Consider the following 24,554-nt stretch of genomic DNA (forward strand, 5'->3'; position numbering starts at 1 on the left):
AAGGGGTTTTTATAACTGGCCCAAAGCTGAAAGCTTTACTGAACCCCCAGCCTAGCTGGGGGTTTTCTGTGCACAAAAAAGCGGCGATATCACCGATATCGCCGCCCTCAACACACACGCCACCGCGATGCGTTACTGCTTGCGCTGCTCCGCTACCTGCTTGGCGGTGACTTTGCCCTGCTTATCGCCGAAGTGGCCGACCACGAAGTTGGCGACCGCCGCCACTTCCTCGTCGGAATAGGCGCTGCCGAACGCCGGCATCATTTCATGCCGATCGCCGATGCTGATGCTCGTCCCCTTCAGGATGGCCTGCACCGCGCTGCGCCCCTGCGGATCGTTCACCGCTGTGCTGCCCACCAGCGACGCATACTCGCTCTGGCGGCCCGGCCCGTTCCACTGGTGGCAGCCGCTGCAGTCGTTGGCGAACAGCCGGCGCCCGAGCGAACTGTCTTGCCCGCCCGGCAGGATCGGGGTGGAAGCCGCCGCGCCCTTCGGCTGTAGGTTCACCGCGGCGGCAGCGTCGCCGGCGATCGGCTCGATGTCGCGCAGGTATTTCACCAACGCCAGATTGTCTTCTTGCGTCAGGAACTGCAGGCTGTTTTCCACCGCTTCCGCCATCGGGCCTGCGGCGCTGCTGCGCCCCGGCGCATGGCCGGTAGCCAGATATTGCGACAGCTGCTGGTCGCTCCAGCCACCGATGCCGGTCTGTTTGTCCGGCGTGATGTTGGCGGCGAACCAGCCCTGCACCACTTCACCGCTCAGGTGCTTGCTCTGGTTAAGACCAAACCCCAGATTGCGCGGCGTGTGGCACTCGCCGCAGTGGCCCAGCGCCGTCGCCAGATAGGCGCCACGATTCCACTGTTCGTCCTTATTGAGATCCGGCGTAAAACGCTGCTCGTTAAAGAACGCCAGGTTCCAGAATTTCATGCCCCAACGCTGGTTGAACGGGAACGACAGATCGTTTTGCGGGTTGGCCTGTTTCACCGGCGGCAGACTGAACAGATAATCCTTGATCGCCAGCACGTCGTCGCGGCTCAGCCCGGTGTACGAGGTGTACGGCATCGCCGGATACAGGTTGCCCTGCGGGCCGATGCCCTCACGTACCGCGCGCACGAACTGATCGTCGCTCCAGTTGCCGATGCCGGTCTCCTTGTCGGCGGTGATGTTGGTGCCGTAAATGGTGCCGAACGGCAGTTTAAAGGCGAAGCCGCCCGCATAAGGCGCGCCGCCCGGCGCGGTATGGCACGCCACGCAGTCGGCGGCGCGCGCCAGGTACTCGCCGCGCGCCAGCTTATCGGTGATGCCGGCCGGCGCCCCGGCGATCGGCGCCGCGGGTTCCGCGCCGGTTGGCCGCAGCTGCGTGTACAGCGCGTACCCTCCCGCCAGTACCGCCACGGCGATAATCAGCCATAACAGCCCTTTCAAGGCGTTGCTCATCGCATCTCTCCCTAACCCAATGCCTTGGCGGCCTGGTGGATGGCGGCGCGAATGCGCACATAGGTGGCGCAGCGGCAGACGTTGCCGCCCATCGCCGCATCGATGTCCGCATCGCTTGGATTTTTACTTTGCGCCAACAGCGCGCTGGCGCTCATGATCTGGCCGGACTGGCAGTAACCGCACTGCACCACGTCCAGGTCGAGCCAGGCTTCCTGCACCGCTTTGCCCTCCGGCGTGGCGCCCACGGCTTCGATGGTGGTGATTTTCTTGCCGACGGCGGCGGAGACCGGCGTCATGCACGATCGCACCGGCACGCCGTCCAGATGCACGGTGCAGGCACCGCACATGGCGATGCCGCAGCCGAACTTGGTGCCGGTCAGGCCGGCTTCGTCACGCAAAAACCACAGCAGCGGCATGTGCGGGTCACCCTCAAAGGTCAGCGGCCGATCGTTTACGGTTAATTGCATCATCAGGTTCTCTCCTTGTCAGATGCCGGATTCGCGGTGGGATTATGCAGCGGCAGGTTCAGCGAGCTGCGCGGCCGCCCGAGCAGCGCCAGCGCGTTGCCGACCGCCGGAGCGATGGTCGGCACCCCCAGTTCGCCTATGCCGGTCGGTTTCTCGCTCGAGGGCACGATGATCACCTCGATCTCCGGCATCTCATCGATGCGCAGCGGGCGGTAATTATTAAAGTTGGACTGTTCAACCACGCCGTCTTTCAGCGTAATGTTGCCGTATAGCGCCATGCTGAGGCCGTAGCCGATGCCGCCTTCGATCTGCGCGCGGATCACGTCGGGATTCACCGCCACGCCGCAGTCCACCGCGCACCACACCTTGTGCACTTTCGGAATGTCGCCCTCGCCGATCGACACCTCGGCCACCTGCGCCACATAGGTATCGAACGCCTTGGCGACGCCCACGCCGCGCGCGCGTCCGTCCACCACTTTGGCACCCTGCCAGCCGGCGGCTTTGGCCACCGCCCGCAGCACACCCGCCGCACGCGGCGCCTCGCCCATCAACGCCAGCCGCCCTTCAACCGGATCCTGCCCGGTCTCCTGCAGCAATTGATCGATAAAGCTCTCCACCGCGTGGCCGGTGTGGGTGCTGGCGACCGATCGCAGTGAGGTGGTCGGCACCTTGCCGGGCACGATGTGCGCATCGCAGCGGAAGGCTTCGAAGGTATAAGGCACCTCGCTGGCACCCTCGACCATCATCTGATCGAGGCCGTTGACCACCAGCGCATCCATCGCGCTGTGGCGCGTCCAGGAGTGGCCGACCACGGTATCGGTCCACCCCACCACCTTGCCGCCACGGATGGCGCCGCGCAGGCGGTGCAGGATCATCGGACGATACCAACCATTGCGGATGTCGTCCTCGCGCGTCCACACCACCTTCACACCGTGGCCGGGGCCGATGCCCTTGGCGGCAGCCGCCATGTCGGCCGCCAGGTCCGGCCCCAGCGTCGGGTTACCCAGATCGATGCGCCGCCCAAAGCTGCCACCCGCCAGAATAGTGTCAATCTGCACCTTGTCCGGCGGCAGTTCGAACAGATCGCACAGCTGCTTGTGATCGAGCGTTTGGATTTGGCAGCCATAGCGCGCCTTGACGCTTTCGCCATCCCAGAACAGGTAACCGTCCAGCGGCTCCATCGGGGCGTGGGCGACGTACGGGAAGGTGTATTCGGCCTCAATCACCTTGTCGGCCTTGTCGAACACCTCGTCCGGCTTACCGAGACTCTTCGCCACCACGCCGCTTTTCTGCGCCACCTGACGGAATTCGGCGTAAATCTCTTCGGTGTTGCGCCGTTCGGCCTGCGCGTCGTCCCAGGTTACCCGCAGCCGCTCCCGTCCCTGGATCGCCGCCCAGGTATTTTTGGCGTAAACCGCCACGCCGGTGGCGATCTGCTTCACCGCCACCACTCCCGGCACCGCCAGCGCGCGCTCGGCGTCGAAGGTCGCCACCTTGCCGCCGAAACGCGGCGGCTTCTTGATGGTGACGGTCAGCATGTCCGGCTCGTGGATATCCTGCGAGAACTGCGCGCTGCCGTTGGTTTTCGCCAGCGAATCGACGCGGTGCAGGCCGCGCGTTTTGCCAATCAGGGTGAAATGGGCCGGATCCTTCAGCGTCAGGCTGGCGGGATCGGGCGGCGGCAGCGTGGCGGCCAACGCGGCGAACTCGCCAAAACCCGCTTCTCGCCCGCTGGCGGCGTGGCGAATCTTGCCCGCCTGCACGGTGATTTCCTGCGCCGAGGTTTTCCAACTCTGCGCGGCGGCCTGCACCAACAGCGCACGCGCCATGGCGCCCATGCGCCGCATCTGCTCATAGGCATTAGCGACCGAGCTGGATCCACCGGTGCCCTGGAATCCAAACGCCAGGTTCTTGTAGACGGAGGTGTCCACCGGCGCGGCCACGACCCGCACCTGCGCCCAGTCGGCATCGAGCTCTTCGGCGACCAGCGTCGCCATGCCGGTATAGACCCCCTGGCCCACTTCGGTGTGTTTACTGATCACGGTGACGATGCCGTCGGCGCCGATCTGGACGAAGGCGTTGGCGTCAAACGCCGCCGTGCCGGAGGCGGCCGGGGCGTTCGAGCGCGCCAGCGCGCCGGTGGACGGCAGATAAGCGCCGATCACCAACGCCCCGGCGCCGACGATGAACCGCCGCCGCGAAAGCGGAACTTGGGATATGCTCATTGCTCATGACTCCAAAAAAACCGAAGGCGTCACTGCCTTCGGCGAAACAAATCTTGTTATGGGAATGGCTTGCTGCGCCGGTCAGGTGATATAGCGCAGCAGAGCAATAATTAGCGTAGCCTATTATTCAGTAGGCTTAATGTTGAAAAGGGATTTTTCTATTGGAGAATCGTGCGGTGCGGGCCGGCAACGCCCGACCGTCGCGCGGACAAAATTTTGCATTCATTTGTGCTATAAATGAGGCACTTCCAACCGCAACGAGTCTTACCGCTATGTCGGAACACAAAAAATTTCGCTTGTATCGCCCGCTGAAAGGCCTGACCCACACCTTTGGCGATCAGTGGTTTGCCCTGAAAGCCGAGGCGTTCGCCCGTTTCTTCGGCACCCCGACGTTTTTGGTGGGGCAAACGGTGGTGGTCGGCGTATGGATCTATCTCAACCTGGCGGGCTTCACCAAATTTGACCCTTATCCGTTTATTTTGCTGAACCTGGCGTTCAGCCTGCAGGCCGCCTACGCCGCGCCGCTGATCCTGCTGGCGCAAACCCGTCAGGCCGAGCGCGATCAGGCGCACGCCCTGGCCGATGCCCAGCACCGGGAGGATTTGGATGAGGCGATGGCGCAGCGGCAAACCCTGGTCGAACGGCAATCCGAACAGCTGCTCGAGCTGTTGAAACAAAACACCGAGCTCACCGCCCTGACCAAGCAGATGGCCGAACGCATTGAGCACCTCACTATCCAGTTAACCCAACGCGACCGGCAGTAATGACCGGGATGCTCAGCTCTGCGTCGTCGCCAGATAGGAAAATACGCTGAGCAGGCTGATTTGCGCCGCCATGTTATCGCTGTCGAAGACCACGGTGAGCGCGTCCTGGCGTTGCACGCCGGGCACCAGACTGAACAGATCCGCCAGCACTGGTTTGGCCGCCATCAGCGTCAGCCGATAAGGCGGCATGAAGCGGCGTTCCACGGGCAGCCTGGCGCCCTGTCGCACCTGCTGCATCGCGCGTTCGCGGATCTCGGCGCGCGCCCGTTGCGGGCTGAGCGATTCGGCGGCGGTTTGCGAGATGGCGCGCTTCACGCAGACATAGCCGGCTTGCGGATAGCGTTCGGCGATCCAGCCTTGCAGCTCGTCGTCGCCGCTCACCAGCCACAGCGGCACGTTCAACTCGGCCGCCGCCGCCGCATACAGATCGCTTTCGCCCACCACGTCGCCGTTCAGGCTGACGCGATAAAAGGCCCGGCCGTTGATGGTGTGCGCCAGCACGCCGCGCTCGCCGGCGGCGCTGTGATAACCAATAAACATCAGGCCGTCGTAACGCTGATGCTGCAGCCCTTCCACCATCGACAGCCCACGCGGCTTGCCCTGCACCAGTCGTGCCCGCGCATCGATGCGATCGGCGCGCAGGTTCTGCATCATGGCGTGGCTGTCGGCCACCGTCACCTCGGTGGCGCCGCCGGCGAAAGCGCCGTCGATGGCGGCGTTGACTTCCTGCTCCATCAGCTCGCGCGCCGCCGCATAGTCGGCATGGGCCGGGTTACATTGCTCCGGCCGCATTACGCCGGCTATCCCCTCGATATCTGCAGAGATAAAGACCTTCACATCGGGCTCCCGTAAGTTAATTTGCCGCCGCCAGCCGATCGAGCAGCGGGCCCAGCGCCACGCGCGCATGTTGCTGGAAACCGCTGACGCCTTCCGCGCTCAGCAAGGCATCCAGCACCGCGTATTCGGTGGCGTCCGCCGCCGCCGCAAACAGCGGCTCCAGCCGTTCGTCCGGCAACGTCGCCCCCAACAACCGAGTGGAGAACGCCAGCGCGATGTCGCCGGAGCCGTGCCCCCAATGGCTGCCTACCCGCCCCAAACCGGCGCCCGCTCGGCGGGCGATACGGTTCAGTTGACGGCTGTCCAGCGCCCGATCGCAGGCGATGATGATGATGACCGAGCCGGCGTCTACCTGCGGCGGCGGATCCGCCAACAGTTTGCCCAGCGCCGGACCTACGCGCACGCCGCTCAGCGTCAGCGAGTCGAGGGTGCCGAAGTTGGCCAGCACCAGCACGCCGAGCATGGTGCCTAACCCCGGGCAATAGCGCGAGGCGGTGCCGATGCCTCCCTTCAGGCCGAAGCTGCTCATGCCGCGCCCGGCGCCGACGCTGCCGCGCGCAAAGCGGGTGGAGTGATTATCCAGCGCGCTGAAGACGTGTTCCTCACGCACCGCCATCGCCTGAATATCGTTGAGGTAGCCGTCGTTGCACTCCAGCACCAGCGGATTAATGGTGGCGCTGCCGCGGCCGATCTGCGGATAGCGCAGACAGCTGCGCCGCACCATGGCGTTAAACAGCGTGCCGACGGCGAAGGTATTGCTCAGCAGAATAGGCGTCTGCAACTCCCCCAGCTCATTCAATTGCACCAATCCCAGCGGCTTGGCGAAACCGTTGAGCACCGCACTGCCGCACGGCAGCGGTTGGTTGAACAGATCGCCCGGCGGCACGATGGCGGTGACGCCGGTCTGGCATTCACCGTCGGCCAGCGTGTGATGCCCGACGCTGACGCCCGGCACGTCGCACAGGCTGTCGGTCGGGCCGGCCGGGTAACGCGCGCCCGGCAGGCGGCGATGACGTCGCCAATAGCTCAGCAGATTGTCGAGGCTTTGTTGTTCAAACACCTGGCTGTCCGTCATGGTTCCCTCGTCCGCCGTTAGCCCATCAGGAAACCAGAATATCGCGCAATGCGCCGCGCCGTAAATTGAAAGCGGAAGGCGCAAGTAAAATTTACCGCCTAATACATCCCCCGCCACACAATCTCTGCCCCCAGGACCAATAACCCGCTAAAAAAGCAGCGACGAAAAATCAGCGGGCTGCAGTGACGGCGCACGATCCCGCCCAGCCACATGCCGCCCAACGCCGGCAACAGCGCCAACAACGAACCGCCGAGCAGCGCGCCGGGCAGCGCCTGATGCCAGGCCAAACCGGCGGCCAGCGCCAGCGTCGAGACGGTGAACGACAGCCCCAGCGCCTGCACCAGATCGTCGCGCGCCAGGCCCAACGCATTCAGATAAGGTACCGCCGGTATGACGAACACGCCGGTGGCGCCGGTCAGCGCACCGGTCACCAGGCCGCACAACGGCCCCAGCCAAGGTTCGGTCGCGGCGGAAATGCGCCAATCGAAACGGGTAAAACCCAACAGCGCATAACCGAACAGGCAAACGCCCAACGCCAGCGGCGCCAGGCGGCCGTCGCTGGCGGTGAGCGCGCCGGCGCTCAGCAACGTGCCCAACGTGACGCACAGCATCATCGGCCACAGCCGACGGCACAGCGCCCCCAGCATCGGCCCGCACAGCAACTGCCACAGGTTAGTGATCAGTGAGGGCAACAGCAGCAGCGCGGCGGCCTGCCCCGGCGGCATCATCAGGCTAAGCAGCCCCATCGACACCGTCGGCAATCCCAGACCGATCGCCCCTTTGACCGTGCCGGCCAGCGTAAAAATGCCCGTCAGGGCGATAATATCCAGTAGCGTCAGCGACATGCGTCTATCCTTATGGCAATCAACGGCCCGATTGTGACCAGCGGCGCGGCGCGGCACAATGCGGCAATGGCAGAGCCTGCCTGCGGCAAAGACAGAGGGAGAACGCATGCATTTTGACTTTATCGATCTGCGGCTGCTGGTGGCGGTGATCGAGACCGGCAGCATCACCGCCGGCGCCGAGCGCGTCGGGCTGTCGCTGGCCGCCGCCAGCGCCCGCATGCGCGGGCTGGAGCAGCAGGCAGGTGTGGCGCTGCTGACGCGCAATCCGCGCGGCGTCCAGGTAACGGCCGCCGGTGAACGCTTATTGCAACACGCTCGTTTGCTGTTGCAACAGCGCGACCGGCTGCGCGGCGAAATGGCCGAGTTTGCGCCGGGCCAGCGCAGCCAGCTGCGCATCGTCGCCAATACCGTCGCCGCCGACGCCTTTTTGCCGGAGCTGCTGGCGGATTTTCTGGCGCTGCACCCGCACACCGACATCGCGCTGGAGGAGCTGCCCAGCCCGGCTATCGCGCAGGCGATCGCCGAACGGGCGGCGGATATCGGCATCGTGGCGGATCACGCCGACCTGCGCGGTCTGGTCAGCTATCCTTTTCGCCAGGATCGTCTGGTGCTGGCGCTGCCGCCGGGGCATGCGCTCAGCGGCCGCCGCCAGATCGGCTTTGCGGACGCCCTGCCTTTTGATTTTATCGGCCTGCCGCAAGAGAGCGCGCTGCAACAGCATCTGGAGCAGCTGGCGATACGCAGCGGCGGCCCAATGCGGCTGCGGGCGCGCGCCGGCCATTTCGACGCCATCTGCCGCATGGTGCTGCGCGGCGCCGGGCTGGCGGTAATGCCGGAAGAGAGTGCCCGGCGCCATGCAGAAATTCAACGCAGCGCCCTCGCGCTGACGGACGATTGGGCGACCCGGCGTCTGTCTATTGCGGTGCGTGAACTGGCGCAGCTGCCGCTGCCGGCGCAGCGGCTGGTGGCGTTCCTGCGCCAGGGAGAGGAGGATCTTGCCGACCGCACGGCAACGGATTAACCTTCAACCTTTCTCTAACGCCTCGACGCCAAAAAAGACGAAGGGCGCATCACGCGCCCTTTTGTTGACTTACCGGGAATGGACGAACTTACTCGTCCTTCAGCCCGCGGTTGAGCAGCATCGGCTCGATGCTCGGCTCTTTGCCGCGCCAGTCGATGTACAGCTTCTCCAGATCCTGGCTGTTGCCGCGCGACAGGATCATGTCGCGGAAGCGCTGGCCGTTTTCGGCGGTCGGTCCGCCGTGCTCGGTGAACCACTGGAAGGCGTCGTCCGCCAGCATTTCCGTCCACAGATAGGCGTAGTAGCCCGCGGCGTAGCCGTTACCCCAGATGTGCTGGAAGTAGCTGGAGCGGTAGCGCGGCGGCACATAGCTGAGATCCACCTTGTCTTTTTGCAGCGACTCGGCCTCGAACTTGTCCACGTCCTGCTGCGGCTGATCGGCGGTCAGCATGTGCCAGTGCATATCCAGCAGCGCGGCGGACAGCAGCTCGGTCATGCTGTAGCCCTTGTTGAACTTGTCGGCCTTCTTGATCTTGTCGACCAGTTCCTGCGGCATCGCCTCGCCGGTCTGGTAATGTTTGGCGAAGTGGCTGAACACTTTCGGATCGCTGACCCAGTGTTCGTTGAACTGCGACGGGAACTCGACGAAGTCGCGCGCGGTGTTGGTCCCCGACAGGCTCGGGTATTCCTGATCGGCGAACATGCCGTGCAGCGCGTGGCCGAACTCGTGGAACATGGTGATCACGTCGTCATACGACAGCAGCGCCGGCTGGCCCGGCGCCGGTTTGGTGAAGTTGGCCACGTTGTAGATCACCGGCTTGGTGCCGTTGAGTTTCGACTGATCGACGAAGTTGCTCATCCAGGCGCCGCCGCCCTTGTTGTCGCGCTTGAAGTAATCGGTGTAGAACAGCGCCAGCGATTTGCCGTCCTTGTCGAACACTTCATACACCTTGACGTCCGGCTGGTAGACCGGGATGTCCTTGCGTTCTTTGAAGCTGATGCCGTACAGCAGGTTGGCGGCGTAGAACACGCCGTTGTTCAGCACGTTGTTCAGCTCGAAGTAAGGTTTGATCTGCGACTCGTCCAGATCGTACTTGGCCTTGCGCACCTGTTCGGCGTAGAACTGCCAGTCCCAGGCCTGCACCTTGAAGTCGCCCTTCTGCTGATCGATCACCGCCTGAATGTCTTTGGCTTCACGCTCGGCGCGTGCGGTGGCCGCCGGCACGATGTTGCGCATAAAGCTCAGCGCGGCATCCGGCGTCTTGGCCATCTGGTTTTGCAGCTTCCAGGCGGCGTAGTTCGGGTAGCCCAGCAGTTTGGCCTGCTCGGCGCGCACCTTGGCCAGACGGGAAATGGTCTGGCGGGTATCGTTGCCGTCGCCTTTTTCCGCGCGCGTCCAGGAGGCGTCGAACAGCGCTTTACGGGTGTCGCGATCTTTCAGGCTCTGCAGCAGCGGCTGCTGCGTGGTGTTCTGCAGCACCAACAGCCACTGTTTCTCCAGCTTGCGCTCGGCGGCCGCCTGCGCGGCTGCGGCCAGCTCGCCTTCCGACAGGCCGTCCAGCTTCGCCGGGTCGGTTATCGCCAGCGCGCCGTTTTTGCTCGCCGCCAGCAGTTTGTTGGTGAACTGGGTACTCAGCGTCGCCGCTTCCTGGTTCAGCGCTTTCAGCTTGGCCTTGTCGGCGTCCGACAGGTTGGCGCCCGCCAGCTCGAAGTTTTTGTAGGTCACTTCCACCAGCCGACGCGATTCCGGATCCAGCTTCAGCGCATCGCGATCCTGATAAATGGCCTTGATGCGCGCGAACAGCTTGCCGTTGAGCATGATGTCGTCGTTCAGCGCCGCCAGCTTCGGCGAAGTCTCTTCATCCAGCTTCTGCAGCGCATCGCTGGTGTTGGCCGAGGTCATGGCGCCGAACACGTTCATTACCCGCGTCAGCAGCGAACCGGCCTGCTCCAGCGCCACGAAGGTGTTCTTGAAGTTGGGCTTGGCCGGGTTGTTGGCGATCTTCTCCACCTCTTCCCGCTTTTGCTTGATGCCCGCTGCGATTGCCGGCGCGTAGTCGCTTTCCTTGATCAGGTTGAACGGCGGTGCCTGGAACGGCAGACGGCTTTGATAGAAGAACGGATTTTGAGTCTTTTGCTGGTCGTGATGATTGGCTTCACCGGTCACGGTAGCCTCCTTCGCCTGGCCGCTGGGCAGCGCGCTATGGTCGGCGTGTGGTTGGGTTTCTGCTGCCTGTGCCTGCGAGCCCAGCGCCATGCCGATCGCCAGCACCAATGTGGATAAACGCATCAAATCGAAACTCCTCCATGTTCACGGAATAAGGTCTCGGGGAATGGCTCCCTCTGAGTCACTACCTAGCTTAGGCGCAGTTGGCAGTTTGAGCAAAAACAAGTGATTAGAAGTTAGTCGCCTCGCCAACCTGCTGTATCAGGAACGTCAGCAGCGCACGCGTTTTGGCCGGCAGATAGCGGCGGCCGGGGTAAACGGCATACAGCTGCAGCGGCGCCGGCGGCAACGTCAGCGGTATCTCAACCAAACGTCCGTCGGCCAGAAACGGCCGGCAGCCGAGCTCGGAGAGCATGGCGAAGCCCACGCCGGCCAGGGCGGCCTTCAGCGCCATCTCCCCGCTATTGACGCGATAACGCGCATTGACCGGTACGGTAACGAAGGTTCCGTCCGGGTGGACGAACTGCCACGGCCTCCCCTTCAGCGCATCCACCGTGCTGATACAGGGCAGTTGCGTGAATTGTTCAATCTTCGACGTCGGCGGCCATTGCGCCAACAGCGCCGGAGCGGCTACCACGATGCAGGGAAAGGTCGCCAGCGGCTGCGCGATATAGTCGCTGTCGTCCAGCATGCCACGGCTGATCATGACCGCCAGATCGACATCGTCCAGCAGCGACGCCATCCCCGCCAGATTGGTGACGCAGCTGATTTCGATCTGCGGATGCTGCACGGCGAAGGCCGCTAACGGATCGCCCAACAGGTAGGGCCCCACTTCATTGGGCACGCACAGACGCAGCGGCCCACGTAGCTGTTGCTGCCGTTCGCTGAGCGTTTGCGCGGTGTGATCGAGCGACGCCAGCAGCGGCTGTGTCCGCTCATGCAATAGCTGGCCGTTCGGCGTCAACCGCATTGAGCGGGTGCTGCGTTCGATTAATCGCTGGTCGAGCTGGCGCTCCAGCTGCGAGATAGCGCGGCTGACGTTAGAGGTCGGCATGGCCAGCGCCCGAGCGGCCCCGACGAAACTGCCTTGTTCCACCACCGCCACAAAAATGCGTAACAGGTTTAAATCCAATTTGGCGCGCATGATTATCCCGGTTTTGATAATAAACCCTGCCATTTCTACCACCTAATCCTGGTAAACGCCAAACGCTACACTGCCGGCCTGATTCTGCAACCGATGGATGCTTATGTCCCCGACAAGAAAGCTTACGGCGATCGCGCTGGTTATCGCCTTTATTCAGTTCACCAACGCTCTGGAATACATGGTGTTCAACCCGATATTCCTCTATATGGCCGCCGATTTTTCGGTGCCCGTCAGCTTCGCCGGCTATGTCAGCGCGGCCTATACGCTGGCCGCGGTAATTTCCGGCATCGGCGCGTTTTTCTGGATCGGCGGCGTTGAGAAGCAGCGTTTTCTGCTGTTCAACGTCGCGCTGCTGGGCGTGACGACCTTACTGATCGCCGCCACTCAGCAGTTCTATTGGCTGCTGGCGCTGCGGCTGTTGGCCGGTCTGTTGGGCGGCACCACGATGGGCGTCGGGATCGGCTTGCTGCTCAACGCCGCGCCGGCCGCGCTGCACGGCCGGATGCTGGCGACGGTGATTTCGTCCTTTTCGCTGGTGAGCATTGTCGGCATGCCGGGCATGCTGTACCTGTGCGAGGTGGCGAGCTGGCGCGTTGCGCTGGTGGCGATCGGTGGGCTGTGTCTGCTGGCGGCGGTGTTGGTGGCGCTGTTCGTTCCCAGTGATGCGCCGCAGCCGCAGGCCGCCGCCCCCGCCACGCTCGATCGCCGTTTGTTGCTGTTCGCCTCCGCCGCCGGCCTGACACAGTTCAGCCCGATGCTGCTGATCCCGGTACTGGCGCCGCTGCTTACCCAGCGGCTACAGGTGGCCGACGCGCATTTGGCCTGGCTGTTTCTCATCGGCGGCGTGGCCGGCTATCTGGCGACCGTGCTGGCGGGACGCTGGCTGCAACGTTTTGGCGCCGTGACGCTGACGCTGGGTGCCACGCTGTTGCTGTTGGGTAGCCTGTGGTTGGCGGCGTGCGGTGGCGATCGCGGCGAACTGTTCATGATTGCGTTTCTCGCAGCGGCCTACGCGCGACTGGTGGCGATCTCTTCCCTGAGCATGCGCTGGCCGGACCATCAGCAACGCGCGGCCTTCGGCGTGCTGCAAACCGCCCTGATACACCTGAGCGCCACGGCGGCCTTTTTGCTCTCCTCCGCGTTGCTCGGCAGCGGCTTCACCCCGCTCGGTTTGCAACGTCTGTTATGGCTGTGCGCGCTGAGCGCCGTCGTCGCCGCGCCGCTCAGCGTTTGGCTGCAGGCGCGGCTGCGTCAGCGCGCCGCCTGATAAACCACCTTACCGTCCACATAGGTGCGATAAATGTTGCGATCGTCCCCCAGCGTCATCAGCACGAACCCTTGTTCCGCCGACGTGGCGCTGTTGGCGCAGCGCAACTGCTGCAGCGGCGTCACCGCCGGATCGAGCACCACGAAATCCGCCTCTTTGCCGACGTTGAAGTTGCCGATTTTGTCGTCCAGCGACAGCGCGCGGGCGCCGCCCAGGGTGGCATGGTAGAACGCCTCTAAAGCAGAGAGCCGGTAATGCTGCAGCTGGCCGACCTTGTACGCCTCGCCCAACGTGCGCAGCATGTTAAAGGTGGTGCCTGCCCCCACGTCGGTGCCGATGCCGAGCTTCACCCGCTTGCGCCAGGCCTGCTGCAGGTCGAACAGCCCGCTGCCGAGGAACAGGTTAGAGGTGGGGCAAAAGGCGATCGCCGAGCGGGTATCGCACAGGCAGTCCCACTCCTGCTCCTCCAGATGCAGGCAGTGGGCGAACACGCTTTTATCGCCGGTCATGCCATAACGATGGTAAACATCCAGATAGCTCCGGTGCTGCGGGAACAGCGCTTTAACCCAGGCCACTTCCTGCGGGTTCTCGCTCAGGTGCGTTTGCAGCCAGACGTCGGGATACTCTTCGCGCAGCCGCTGAACCTGCGCCAGCAGCGCCGGCGTACTGGTGGGCGCAAAGCGCGGCGTAATGGCGTAACCGAGGCGGCCTTTGCCGTGCCAACGTTCAATCAGCTCACGCGTCTGGCGGTAACTCTGCTCCGGCGTTTCCAGCAGCGCCTCCGGCGCATGGCGATCCATCATCACCTTACCGGCGATCAGGCGCATGTTCAGCGTTTGCGCCTGGCCGAACAAGGCGTCGACCGACTGTGGATGCACCGTGCCGAACACCAACGCGGTGGTGGTGCCGTTACTCAGCAACTGCTGCAGAAAGAAGGCCGACATCTCGTCGGCGTGCCGTTGGCAGTCGTAACGGCTTTCGGTCGGGAAGGTGTAATTGTTTAACCAGCCCAACAGCTGGTCGCCATAGGCGCCGATCATTTCGGTTTGCGGGTAGTGGATGTGGGTATCGATAAATCCCGGCACGATCAGTTTGTCGCGATATTCCGTGACCGCGAAGCCCGGCGGCAGCAGCGCCTCGCCCTGCTGCCAGCTGCCGAACCAGACGATGACGCCGTCGTTCAGCAGCAGCAAACCGTCGGGAACATGCCGCAGGCGTTCGTCGAGCTGTTGCGGCTCCTCCACACAGGCGGAGATATCAAAAAAATTGCCACGAATAGCCGTGGTGAATTGCAGTGCCATTATTTTCTTCCTTGTCGCGACCGGCGCGCCTCACCCGCGTAATAACCCACGCAGATGAAACAATGCCTTTTGTTACCCAAACGCTAAGACCGGCTTAAGCATAGCAAGCCGTATGCCAGTTGACGGCGCCAAAATACATTATTGTTAAAAAACAAAATGATATTAATTAATCAAGGGGAATTGACCGGCAAAAAAGAATAAAGCAAACCATCGATCCTCTCCGGCAGATCAATAGCAACCGTTTGCCTGCCAAAATAACACCGCGCCGCTGCACCATGAATGGGCAAGCGAATATCTTCACGGCGCACGGCTTATTTCAACGCCGCGCCTGGGGGTTGAATCTCGGCCTGAGGACAACGGCCAAACTTGAAACGATAACCATTCTCAATTATCATCCGCGCATCTTTTTGACCAGCAATGCGAAAATCATGTCCGCCACCGCTTCTGCCCCGCACACCGCGCTATCGCGCCTCTACGCCACCCATCACGCCTGGTTGCAGGGATGGCTGCGCCGACGGCTGGGCTGCGCGTTCGATGCGGACGACGTGGCGCAAGATACCTTCATGCGCCTGCTGAAAAGCGACGCCGCGGCGACCCTGCGCGAACCGAAAGACTTTCTGGTTACCGTCGCCAAGCGGGTGATGGTCGATCTGTTCCGCCGCAGAACGCTGGAGCGCGCTTATCTGGAGATGCTGGCGCTGATCCCGGAAGGCTACGCCCCGTCGCCGGAGCAGCGCCAGAGCCTGCTGGAAAGCCTGCAGCAGATCGACGCCATGCTCGACGGCCTCGGGCCCAAGGTGAAGCAGGCCTTTCTGTTGTCGCAGCTCGAAGGCCTGGGTTATGCGGACATCGCCGCGCGCCTCGGCGTGTCGGTCAGCTCGGTTAAAAAATACATGGCCAAGGCCACCGAACACTGCCTGTTGTTCAGCCTGGAAAACGACGTTTTCTCATGAGCAACGCCATCACCCCGGAGCAGCGCCAGGCGCTGAAAATGGCTGCACACTGGTACGCCCTGCTGTGCGATGAGCACGTCACCGAACGCCAGCGCCAACAGTGGCAAGCCTGGCATCAGCAGCATGACGATCACCGCTGGGCATGGCGGCGCGTCGAAGCGTTGCAGAGCCAGCTACAGGGCGTGCCGGGCAAGTTCAGCTACCGCGCGCTCGATCGCGCCGGCCGCCAATCGGCGATCGACCGCCGCACGCTGCTGAAAAGCCTGCTGCTGTTGCTCGGTGTGGGCAGCGGCGGCTTCTTTTATCAGTCCCCGCTCGGCCGGGAGCTGCGCGCCGACTACCGCACCGCCACTGGCGAAATCAAGCCCATTGTATTAAGCGACGGCACCCAGCTGGTGCTGAATACCGCCAGCGCGGTCGATGTGCATTACGACGATCGCCAACGGTTGATCCGCCTGCACACTGGGGAAATCAGCCTGATCACCGGACGCGACGCCCGGCCGCTGTGGGTGCAAAGCCCGCAGGGGGCGATGCGCGCGCTCGGCACCCGCTTTTTGGTGCGCGAGAGCGGCGGCGAGACGCGTCTGACAGTGCTCGAGCATGCGGTTGAAGCGCAGCTGGCGCAGGACGCGCGGCAAACGCGCCGGGTGGATGCCGGCGAACAGATCAGCTTCAGCGCCACGGCCTTCGGCGACAAACACCCCGCCGCGCAAGAGGACAGCTGGCTGCGCGGCGTGCTGAGCGTCAGCCAGTGGCGGCTGGAGCGGGTGATCGCCGAACTGGCGCGCTACCGGCGCGGCCATCTGAGCTGCGATCCGGCCGTTGCCGGCCTGCGCGTCAGCGGCAGTTTCCCACTCAACGATACCGATCGCGCTCTCGCCCTGCTCAGCCAGACGCTGCCGATACGTCTGCAGAGCTTTACCCGCTATTGGCTGCAGATCGTCCCCGCCTGAACTTTTTAAATGAAAATGATAAAAAATCGCATTTTTGATTGTCCCTTTTGCCTTGCTCATCCGACTCCCAGGAAAACACTGCAGCAATAAATAAAAATGATTCAGGAGAAGGTATGAACAACGCTTGGGGAAAGGTCGCTCCGGCTTCGCTTTGGGGAAAACGGGCCAAACCGCTGGCCGTGGCCATTGGCCTGGCATTCGCCGCACCGCTGATGGCGAGCGCCGCCAGCGCCGCGGCCACCTATCACATTCCGGCCGGTGAGCTGGACGGCGCGCTGAACGCGTTCGCCGCTCGCGCCGGCATCGCGCTCTCGGTAGACGGCGCGTTGACCGCCGGTAAACGTTCGCCGGGCCTGAACGGCAGCTACGGCGTCGACGACGGCCTGAATGCTCTGCTGGCGGGCAGCGGCCTGCAGGCCCGAGCGCTCGGCAACAACGGCTACACGCTGGCCAAACTGCCGCAGCCGCAGAAAGAAGAAGACATCACCGTAGTCGGCGACTGGCTGGCAGAAGGCCGCCAGATCGATGTATTCGAACATCCCGGCGCGCGCGACGTGGTGCGCCGCGAAGAGTTCGCCAAAACCGGCACCACCACCGTGCGCGAAGCGTTAAACCGCGTACCGGGCGTGGTGGCGCCGGAGAACAACGGCACCGGCAGCCACGATATGGCGCTGAACTTCGGCATTCGCGGCCTCAACCCGCGCCTCGCCAGCCGCTCCACCGTGCTGATGGACGGCATCCCGGTGCCCTTCGCCCCTTACGGCCAGCCGCAGCTGTCGCTGGCGCCGGTCTCGCTCGGCAATATGGATGCGATTGACGTGGTGCGCGGCGGCGGCGCGGTGCGCTACGGGCCGCAGAGCGTCGGCGGCGTCGTCAACTTCGTCACCCGCGCCATCCCGAAAACCTTCGGCATGGAGGCCGGCATGCAGGGGCAGCTCAGCCCGACCTCGCGCCAGGATCACCCGAAAGGCACCGGTAACCTGATGATCGGCGGCACCGCCGACAACGGCCTCGGCGCGGCGCTGCTCTACTCCGGCACCCGCGGCAGCGACTGGCGCGAGCACAGCGCGACCAAAATCGACGACGTGATGCTGAAAAGCCGTTACGCGCCGAACGAGGTGCACACCTTCAACAGCCTGCTGCAATACTACGAAGGCGAAGCGGAGATGCCGGGCGGCCTGAGCCGGGCGGACTACAACGCCAACCCGTTCCAGTCGACGCGCCCGTACGACAAGTTCTGGGGCCGCCGCCAGTTGGCCAACTTCGGCTACCAGTATCAGCCGGATCAGCAGCACAAGTTCGACGTGCAGAGCTTCTACACCTACACCCTGCGCAGCGGCTATCTGGATCAGGGTAAAAACCTGACGCTGTCGCCACGCGAATACTGGGTGCGCGGCGTGGAACCGCGCTACAGCCAGAGTTTCCGCTGGGGCGATTCGGCGCACGAGGTCGGCGTCGGTTATCGCTACGTCAGCGAATCCACCCACGAGCTGCGCTACTACACTAAAGCCAGCACCGGCAAGCTGCCGTCCACCGCCAGCCCGTACGATCGCGACACCCAGTCCGGCACCGAGGCGCACGCGTTTTATATCGACGATCGCATCGACATCGGCGACTGGACCATCACGCCGGGCATGCGCTACGAATACATCAAGTCGTATCAGAACAACTACATCAAGAACAACCGCCTCGACGTCAGCTATAACGCGCCGCTGCCGGCGTTGAACGTGATGTATCACCTGAACGAATACTGGAACCTGTACGCCAACACCGAAGGCTCCTTCGGCACCGTGCAATATAGCCAGATGGGCAAAGCGGTGGACAGCGGCAAGATCGAACCGGAGAAGGCGCGCACCTGGGAGCTGGGCACCCGCTACGCCGGCGATGCGCTGACCGGCGAAATCGGGCTGTTCCTGATCAACTTCAACAACCAGTACGACTCCAACCAGGTGACCGACAGCGTGACCGCGCGCGGCAAAACCCGCCACGCCGGGCTGGAAGGCAGCCTGCGTTACGATCTGTCGCAGCTGACGCCGAAACTGGACGACCTGACCGCCTACGCCAGCTACGCCTACGTCAACGCCACCATTCGTGAAGACGGCGGTTACAAGGGCAACCAGGTGCCGTTCTCGCCGAAGCATAAAGGCACGCTGGGGCTGGACTACACGCCAGGCAGCTGGGCGTTTAACCTTAACGGCGAATTCCAATCCAGCCAGTTCGCCGACAACGCCAACACCGTGGCGGAAAGCGCCGACGGCAGCACCGGCCGCATCCCCGGCTATATGCTGTGGGGCGTGCGCGCCGCCTATGATTTCGGCCCGGAAATGGCCGGCCTGAATCTGGGCGTCGGCGTGAAAAACCTGTTCAACCACGAGTATTTCACCCGCGCCTATGACGACAACAACAAAGGTCTGTACATCGGCCAACCGCGCACGATCTATCTGCAAGGTTCGGTGAAGTTCTGACCCTCAGCGGCGGGCGGCCAACCCTGCCCGCCGCTTTCCCCACCAACGTGACGACGTCACGAAATGCCGCGCTTGCGCACCGCCGCAGCGGTGAAAAATAAGTCGCTTCTGACGCCAATACGCGTAATATCGACGATCCGCCCCGATTTATGGGCGCGGATTTTTTGCCGTTCTGGCCTGAAAAGCGAGGGAAAATAACATGAATCACAATGACCTTTCTCAGTGCCGCGTGGACACCGACCGTTTGTTGATTGCCCCCTTTACCGCAGCAGACGCCGACGATGTTTACCAGGCGATCACCCCCACTCTGACGCGCTTTATGACCTTTGAACCGGAAGCGTCGCCGGAAGACTTCGCCAACGTCTGGCAAAGCTGGCTGCCGCTGATGCGCGAAGGCGAAGAAGTGATCTTCGTCGCCCGCCGGCGCGAAGACCGGCAGTTCGTCGGCGTCGGCGGCGCGCACAACCTGCGCAGCCACACCCCGGAGCTGGGTATCTGGGTGAAAGAGGGCCTGCATGGCCAGGGCTACGGCCGTGAAATCGTGCAGGGTATCGCGCGCTGGGCCAGCGAGCGCTTTCAGCCGCCGCACTTTCTCTACCCGGTGGCCGAGCAGAATACCGCCAGCCGCCGCCTCGTCGAGTCGCTGGGCGGCGTGCTGGCAGGCCGCTGCGAACGCATCAAGTATGACGCGGTGGTGTACCACCTGCCGCCTCAACGCTGATCGGCCCGGTTTGCTTTTTTTCTTTCCGCCACGATAACCGCTGCCACTGCCTGCGGCTTTGTGCTAATGATAGAGGCATGTAGGGTAAAAACAGTTGAGGAACAGCAACATGATTATTTTTGTTACCGGCGCCACCTCCGGTTTCGGCGAGGCGATCGCACGCCGTTTTATCCGTGAAGGCCATCGGGTGATCGCCGCCGGGCGCCGCCTTGAGCGTCTCGAAGAGCTGCAGGAAGAACTGGGCGAAGCGCTGCACATCGTGCGGCTCGACGTGCGCAACCGCGCCGCCATTCAGCAGGCGATCGAAGCGCTGCCGGTCGAACTGCGCCAGATTGACGTGCTGGTGAACAACGCCGGGCTGGCGCTGGGGCTGGAGCCGGCGCACAAGGCCAACGCCGATGACTGGGAAACCATGATCGACACCAACGCCAAAGGGCTGGTGAACATGACCCGCGCGCTGCTGCCCGCCATGGTCGAGCGCAACGTCGGCCATGTGATCAACATCGGCTCCACCGCCGCCAACTGGCCTTACGCCGGCGGCAACGTGTACGGCGCCACCAAGGCGTTCGTCAAGCAGTTCAGCCTGGGCCTGCGCGCCGATCTGCACGGCACGCGCATCCGCGTGACCGATATCGAGCCCGGCCTGGTGGGCGGTACCGAGTTCTCCAACGTGCGCTTCAAGGGTGATGACGGCAAGGTCAACAAAACCTACGAAGGCGCCGATGCGCTGACGCCGGAAGACATCGCCGAGTCGGTGTTCTGGGTCGCGACATTGCCGGCGCGCGTCAACATCAACACGCTGGAAATGATGCCGGTCAGCCAGTCCTTCGCCGGGCTGAACATCCACCGCGGCGCCTGAGCCGCGACGGCGGGAGGCGACTCCCGCCGCGTTTCCTCAGGCCGCGCGCCAGCCGGAAACGATAATCAGCATGCCCGCCAGCGCCACGCCGGCGCCGACCCAATCCAGCGCAGACAGCTTCACGCCATCCACCACCCGCAACCACAGCAGCGCCGTCGCCACATACACGCCGCCGTAGGCCGCATAGACCCGCCCGCTGGCCGCCGGATGCAGCGTCAACAGCCAGACGAACAGCATCAGGCTCAATGCCGCCGGCAGCAGCAGCCAGGCGCTACCCTGCTTCTTCAGCCACAGATAAGGCAGGAAACAGCCGATAATTTCAGCCAGGGCGGTCGCAAAAAACAACAGCGTAGTTTTTAACATCGGTCGCAGTTTTCTCTCGGTAAATTAAACGAATCGGCGCTTGGCTGGTGAATTCCAGGAGCGCGGTGGTATATTTGTCACCACGCCTGCGGGCGAGGTAACGCCAGTGTCGCCATCATCAGGCGCACTCACTCATAAGGATGAAACGATGAAAACATTTTCGACCCAACGACTGCTGCGCGGGATGCTGCCGGTCGCCATGCTGGCCGTAATGGGCGCCTGGCAGGCGCCGGCGCTGGCCGCCACCTGCACTCAGGGCAGCACCTGCGTCACCGTCGATGGCAAAGGCAGCGGCGCGATGAGCACCGAAGAAGCGCGCCAGAGCAAAGAGCAGTGGAATGATACCAAAACCCTGCGCCACAAGGTTAATACCCGCGTCGAGAAAGAGTTCGACAAGGCCGACCGCGCGGCGGATGACGAAGATCGCTGCAACGACAGCAACAACGTTAACGCCTACTGGGAGCCGGATACCCGTAAATGTCTGGATCGCCAGACCGGGCGTCGGATTAATCCTTAATCCCCCTGCGGCGGGCGGGCGAGCGTGAAACCCGGCCGCCGTTGCTGCTATCCTGTTACAGGAAGTCCATTGTCTAAAAGGATGACGTGATGAAAAAAACGCTGATATTAACCGCTGTGCTGCTGGCCGGCGCGCCATTGGCGGCCCTGGCCTCCTGCGAAAGCGTGAAAGCCGACATTTCGCAAAAAATCGTCAATAACGGCGTTCCGGAGTCCGGCTTCAAACTGGAGATCGTGCCAAACGATCAGGCCGATCAAGCGGGCGGCCAGGTGGTTGGGCACTGCGAAAACGACACCCAGAAGATCGTTTATACCCGCCTGAACAACGGCGACGATCGCGGTGACGCGGCGCAGACCGGCACCAGCCAGGATACCTCCAACACGCAGTAAGCCGCACCGGCTACCCAGGGCGCGCTGCAGCAGCGCCCTTTCTCATCCCTTACGCCTGCTCCGCCTCTTCTTCTTCGCCCTGCGGCCGACAACGGGCCGGGATCAGCATCGCCGCCGCCAGCGCCAGCAACGACACCAACGCCGACACCAGGAACACCCAATGCAGCGAAGCCGCCACTTGCTGGGTCAACTGCGCCAGCGCCTCGCCCCCCATGCTGTGCCGCACCGCCGGCTCCATCAGCCGCTGCACCGGATCGTCGATCTGCGGCAAACGCCACTGCAGGTTGAGGTTCAGCGTCGCACCCAGAATGGCGGTGCCGATGGCCGATCCCACCATGCGGGTAAACACCGTACAGGCGGTGGCGATGCCACGAATGCTGTAATGGGCCGCGTTCTGCACCGAAACCAGAAACGTGGTATTGCACAGCCCCATGCCGGCGCCGACCATAAACGCCGCCACCCGGCCCCACAGCAGGCCGCCGTCCGGCTGCAGCATCAGCAGGATCAGGCCGCCCGCCACCAGCAGCAGCGCGCCTAACAGCGCCGTGGCGCGATACGAAGTCATCAGCATCAAACGGCCGCTCAGCGTGCTGGCCAGCGGCCAGCCGATCGACATCAAGGCCAGCGTGGTGCCCGCTTCCAGCGGTGAGCCGCCCATCACGCCCTGAATGAAGGTGGGCAGAAAGGCGCTGATGCCCATCATCGCCGCGCCGATCACCAGCCCGCCGATGTTGCCGGCGACGATCACCCGGCTTTGCCACAGCGCCAGCGGGAACAGCGGTTCGACCGCGCGCCGCTCCTGACGGATCAGCAGCGCCAGCGACACCGCCGCCAGCGCCAGCAGCGGCACCACCCACCATCCCAGGCTTTCCATCTGCAACAGCGCCAGCAGCAACGCGGAAACGAACAGCGTCAGCCAGGCGGTGCCGGCCAGATCCAGCGCGTGCCGGCGCAATTGCTGATGCGCCGGCAGATAGCGCCAAAGGAAGAACATCGCCAACAGGCCGATCGGCAGGTTGACCCAGAACACCAGCGCCCACGGCAGGTGCTGCACGATAAACGCCCCCAACAGCGGGCCGATGATCGCCGACACGCCCCATACGCTCGACAGATATCCCATCACTTTCGGCCGCTCGGTGGCGCTGTAGATGTCGCCGATGATGGTGGAAGCGATCGGCATGATGGCGCCGGCCCCCAGCCCCTGCAATAAACGGAAACCGATCAGCCAATACATGTCCGGGGCGAAACCGCACAGCACCGACCCCAGCAGGAACAGCGTGGCGCCGAAGAAGAACACCCGCTTGCGGCCGTAGAGATCCGCCAACCGCCCGTAGATGGGGATGGTGATCGCCTGCGACAGCAAATAGACCGCGAACACCCAGCCCAGCAACGAGAAGCCGCCGAGATCGCCGATGATGGTCGGCATGGCGGTGGCGACGATGGTGGCTTCGATCGCCGACATGAACATAGCCAGCATACAGGCGATCAGGATCAGCGGGCGGTGGGCGATAGGTGCGGGTGAAACGTTATTTGTCATGGCGTTATGCAGGCTTCCTGGCGTTTTTATTTTCCCTGAGTATATCAGCAAGCGCCTGCGGCAGGTTTATCCGCCCTCACATCCTGCCGCTGCCGCCGGCGAATCGCACCATTTGGACTAATTGTTACGGCGTAACGCTTTGCGGCGGATTTTTTTTACTTTCCGCGCATCCCAGCGCTGACGCGGGCTGAGGCGCAGATCCGCCTAAGCTCAATCAACTGATTTTGTTCATAAAACTTGGCATGGCCAACGACAGGGTGCTATACCTTCCCTAGCCGGGGTCATTGGGCTTCGTGCTTTCTCTAGTTTAAATATCAGTATCTTATGCTGATTAACTCACGTATTGAGCCACCGTTCAGCACGCTATGCCGAACACACCCTTCGCTCAATGTCGCTAACCTCATGCGAAACGCCCGTTTTGTACCGCCACGCCCGCCGGGCAGTGGGTAACAATCAGAGTGGAGTGCGCCGCCGGCCGCTCCGCGCAACGGAGGACGCAACATCATGCATAAGTCCGCGCCATACCGGCGCCTGCTCTTCGGGAGCCTGCTGTTTATCGCCGTCATCGCGCTGCTGATTTACGGCATCGGTTGGAAAACCCTCATGTCGCGCCGGGAAGATTTGATCTACCTCGGCCAACAGCACATGTTCCTGGTGGTGTGTTCCATGCTGCTGTCGCTGCTGGTCGGCATTCCCAGCGGCATTTTGCTGAGCCGCCCCTTCGCCCGCCGCTGGGCGGAACACGTGATGCAGATCTTCAACGTCGGCAACACCCTGCCGCCGCTGGCGGTGCTGGCGCTGGCGATGGTGATCATCGGCATCGGCGATCGGCCGGCGGTAGTGGCGCTGTTCCTCGCTTCGCTGCTGCCCATCGTGCGCAATACCTATGCCGGTCTGCGTTCGGTGCCGCCGGCGCTGACAGAGGCCGCCAACGGTATTGGCATGACCGCCGGGCAGCGGTTGCGCCAGGTCGAACTGCCCCACGCCCTGCCGGTGATCTTCGCCGGGGTGCGCATCGCGATGGCGATCAACGTCGGCACCGCGCCGCTGGCGTTTTTGATCGGCGCCAGCAGCTATGGTGAGCTGATCTTCCCCGGCATCTACCTGAACGACTTCCCGACGCTGATCCTCGGCGCCGCCGCCACCGCGCTGATCGCCCTGCTACTCGATCTGGCGCTGGCCGGGCTCGGCCGCCGACTCAGCCCGCACACCGCATCCTGAAGGGAGAGACGCGATGACTCGATGGT

At 63.2% G+C, this 24,554-nt stretch carries 22 protein-coding genes; 11 read left to right on the forward strand and 11 right to left on the reverse strand.

Annotation, left to right across the window (positions count from 1 at the left end; translation table 11 throughout):
* Positions 1 to 132 precede the first annotated feature (132 nt).
* From AC6BYQ_RS19160 to AC6BYQ_RS19170, 3 genes are read right to left on the reverse strand one after another with little or no spacing between them, the layout of a single operon-like run.
* Entirely contained in the window at positions 133 to 1,437 is a 1,305-nt protein-coding gene (locus tag AC6BYQ_RS19160; RefSeq protein ID WP_498057368.1) for a c-type cytochrome, read from the reverse strand.
* Positions 1,438 to 1,448: 11 nt separating this feature from the next.
* Entirely contained in the window at positions 1,449 to 1,907 is a 459-nt protein-coding gene (locus AC6BYQ_RS19165; RefSeq protein WP_019456351.1) for a (2Fe-2S)-binding protein, read from the reverse strand.
* Positions 1,907 to 4,129 carry a xanthine dehydrogenase family protein molybdopterin-binding subunit gene (locus AC6BYQ_RS19170; RefSeq protein WP_498057369.1) on the reverse strand — a complete coding sequence of 741 codons (2,223 nt, stop codon included), beginning with the start codon at positions 4,127 to 4,129 and terminating at the stop codon, positions 1,907 to 1,909. The genes AC6BYQ_RS19165 and AC6BYQ_RS19170 overlap by 1 nt, the downstream gene beginning before the upstream one ends.
* A 272-nt stretch (positions 4,130 to 4,401) precedes the next feature.
* Between AC6BYQ_RS19170 and AC6BYQ_RS19175 the strand changes: the two genes are divergently transcribed.
* Positions 4,402 to 4,893 (forward strand): DUF1003 domain-containing protein, encoded by a 492-nt coding sequence (locus AC6BYQ_RS19175; RefSeq protein ID WP_019456353.1) that lies wholly within the window; start codon positions 4,402 to 4,404, stop codon positions 4,891 to 4,893.
* 12 nt (positions 4,894 to 4,905) lie between these two features.
* Here the strand turns inward: AC6BYQ_RS19175 and AC6BYQ_RS19180 are convergent, their stop codons facing one another.
* The 3 genes from AC6BYQ_RS19180 to AC6BYQ_RS19190 all read right to left on the reverse strand — a co-directional run bounded on the left by AC6BYQ_RS19180 (position 4,906) and on the right by AC6BYQ_RS19190 (position 7,650).
* On the reverse strand, positions 4,906 to 5,730 hold the full coding sequence (locus tag AC6BYQ_RS19180; protein WP_025159731.1) for a M55 family metallopeptidase: 825 nt from the start codon (positions 5,728 to 5,730) through the stop codon (positions 4,906 to 4,908).
* Between the two features lie 16 nt (positions 5,731 to 5,746).
* Positions 5,747 to 6,805 (reverse strand): P1 family peptidase, encoded by a 1,059-nt coding sequence (locus AC6BYQ_RS19185; protein ID WP_063919407.1) that lies wholly within the window; start codon positions 6,803 to 6,805, stop codon positions 5,747 to 5,749.
* Between the two features lie 98 nt (positions 6,806 to 6,903).
* Complete coding sequence (locus AC6BYQ_RS19190) at positions 6,904 to 7,650, reverse strand: sulfite exporter TauE/SafE family protein (protein ID WP_498057370.1); 747 nt, start codon at positions 7,648 to 7,650, stop codon at positions 6,904 to 6,906.
* A gap of 106 nt (positions 7,651 to 7,756) precedes the next feature.
* Here AC6BYQ_RS19190 and AC6BYQ_RS19195 point away from each other — a divergent pair, with 106 nt between their 5' ends.
* Positions 7,757 to 8,671, forward strand: a complete 915-nt coding sequence (locus AC6BYQ_RS19195) for a LysR family transcriptional regulator (protein ID WP_498057371.1) — start codon at positions 7,757 to 7,759, stop codon at positions 8,669 to 8,671.
* Positions 8,672 to 8,759: 88 nt separating this feature from the next.
* On the opposite strand, the gene dcp is transcribed toward AC6BYQ_RS19195, so the two are convergent.
* Together dcp and AC6BYQ_RS19205 are read right to left on the reverse strand one after the other, a co-directional pair.
* Entirely contained in the window at positions 8,760 to 10,961 is a 2,202-nt protein-coding gene (gene dcp, locus AC6BYQ_RS19200; RefSeq protein ID WP_498057372.1) for a peptidyl-dipeptidase Dcp, read from the reverse strand.
* Positions 10,962 to 11,067: 106 nt separating this feature from the next.
* Positions 11,068 to 11,982 (reverse strand): LysR family transcriptional regulator, encoded by a 915-nt coding sequence (locus AC6BYQ_RS19205; protein ID WP_498057373.1) that lies wholly within the window; start codon positions 11,980 to 11,982, stop codon positions 11,068 to 11,070.
* A gap of 103 nt (positions 11,983 to 12,085) precedes the next feature.
* Between AC6BYQ_RS19205 and AC6BYQ_RS19210 the strand changes: the two genes are divergently transcribed.
* Positions 12,086 to 13,249 carry an MFS transporter gene (locus AC6BYQ_RS19210; RefSeq protein WP_498057374.1) on the forward strand — a complete coding sequence of 388 codons (1,164 nt, stop codon included), beginning with the start codon at positions 12,086 to 12,088 and terminating at the stop codon, positions 13,247 to 13,249.
* On the opposite strand, the gene guaD is transcribed toward AC6BYQ_RS19210, so the two are convergent.
* A complete protein-coding gene (guaD, locus tag AC6BYQ_RS19215) occupies positions 13,234 to 14,550 on the reverse strand; it encodes a guanine deaminase (RefSeq protein WP_019456362.1) in 1,317 nt (438 codons plus the stop codon). The genes AC6BYQ_RS19210 and guaD overlap by 16 nt on opposite strands.
* Positions 14,551 to 14,978: 428 nt before the next feature.
* Here guaD and fecI point away from each other — a divergent pair, with 428 nt between their 5' ends.
* From fecI to ydfG, 5 genes are all read left to right on the forward strand, one after another.
* Entirely contained in the window at positions 14,979 to 15,503 is a 525-nt protein-coding gene (gene fecI, locus AC6BYQ_RS19220) for a ferric citrate uptake sigma factor FecI (protein ID WP_025159729.1), read from the forward strand.
* A complete protein-coding gene (gene fecR, locus AC6BYQ_RS19225) occupies positions 15,500 to 16,456 on the forward strand; it encodes a ferric citrate uptake sigma factor regulator FecR (protein WP_498057375.1) in 957 nt (318 codons plus the stop codon). Before fecI ends, fecR begins: the two co-directional genes overlap by 4 nt.
* A gap of 113 nt (positions 16,457 to 16,569) precedes the next feature.
* On the forward strand, positions 16,570 to 18,921 hold the full coding sequence (fecA, locus tag AC6BYQ_RS19230) for a TonB-dependent Fe(3+) dicitrate receptor FecA (protein ID WP_432525229.1): 2,352 nt from the start codon (positions 16,570 to 16,572) through the stop codon (positions 18,919 to 18,921).
* A gap of 199 nt (positions 18,922 to 19,120) precedes the next feature.
* Positions 19,121 to 19,642 (forward strand): GNAT family N-acetyltransferase, encoded by a 522-nt coding sequence (locus tag AC6BYQ_RS19235; RefSeq protein WP_019456504.1) that lies wholly within the window; start codon positions 19,121 to 19,123, stop codon positions 19,640 to 19,642.
* Between the two features lie 109 nt (positions 19,643 to 19,751).
* Positions 19,752 to 20,501 carry a bifunctional NADP-dependent 3-hydroxy acid dehydrogenase/3-hydroxypropionate dehydrogenase YdfG gene (gene ydfG / locus AC6BYQ_RS19240; RefSeq protein WP_025159728.1) on the forward strand — a complete coding sequence of 250 codons (750 nt, stop codon included), beginning with the start codon at positions 19,752 to 19,754 and terminating at the stop codon, positions 20,499 to 20,501.
* A 36-nt stretch (positions 20,502 to 20,537) separates the two neighbouring features.
* On the opposite strand, the gene AC6BYQ_RS19245 is transcribed toward ydfG, so the two are convergent.
* On the reverse strand, positions 20,538 to 20,864 hold the full coding sequence (locus tag AC6BYQ_RS19245) for a YnfA family protein (protein WP_004938563.1): 327 nt from the start codon (positions 20,862 to 20,864) through the stop codon (positions 20,538 to 20,540).
* A 148-nt stretch (positions 20,865 to 21,012) separates the two neighbouring features.
* Here AC6BYQ_RS19245 and AC6BYQ_RS19250 point away from each other — a divergent pair, with 148 nt between their 5' ends.
* Together AC6BYQ_RS19250 and AC6BYQ_RS19255 are read left to right on the forward strand one after the other, a co-directional pair.
* Entirely contained in the window at positions 21,013 to 21,381 is a 369-nt protein-coding gene (locus AC6BYQ_RS19250; protein ID WP_019455910.1) for a DUF1283 family protein, read from the forward strand.
* An 89-nt stretch (positions 21,382 to 21,470) separates the two neighbouring features.
* Positions 21,471 to 21,770, forward strand: coding sequence for a DUF1161 domain-containing protein (locus AC6BYQ_RS19255; RefSeq protein ID WP_019455911.1), 300 nt, complete (start codon positions 21,471 to 21,473; stop codon positions 21,768 to 21,770).
* A gap of 49 nt (positions 21,771 to 21,819) precedes the next feature.
* On the opposite strand, the gene AC6BYQ_RS19260 is transcribed toward AC6BYQ_RS19255, so the two are convergent.
* A complete protein-coding gene (locus AC6BYQ_RS19260; RefSeq protein WP_063919401.1) occupies positions 21,820 to 23,307 on the reverse strand; it encodes an MDR family MFS transporter in 1,488 nt (495 codons plus the stop codon).
* Between the two features lie 504 nt (positions 23,308 to 23,811).
* Here AC6BYQ_RS19260 and AC6BYQ_RS19265 point away from each other — a divergent pair.
* Positions 23,812 to 24,528: an ABC transporter permease gene (locus AC6BYQ_RS19265; RefSeq protein ID WP_019455913.1), complete on the forward strand. Its 717-nt coding sequence runs from the start codon at positions 23,812 to 23,814 to the stop codon at positions 24,526 to 24,528.
* Positions 24,529 to 24,554 lie beyond the last annotated feature (26 nt).

This window comes from Serratia sp. LTN-2 (genome assembly GCF_059740205.1).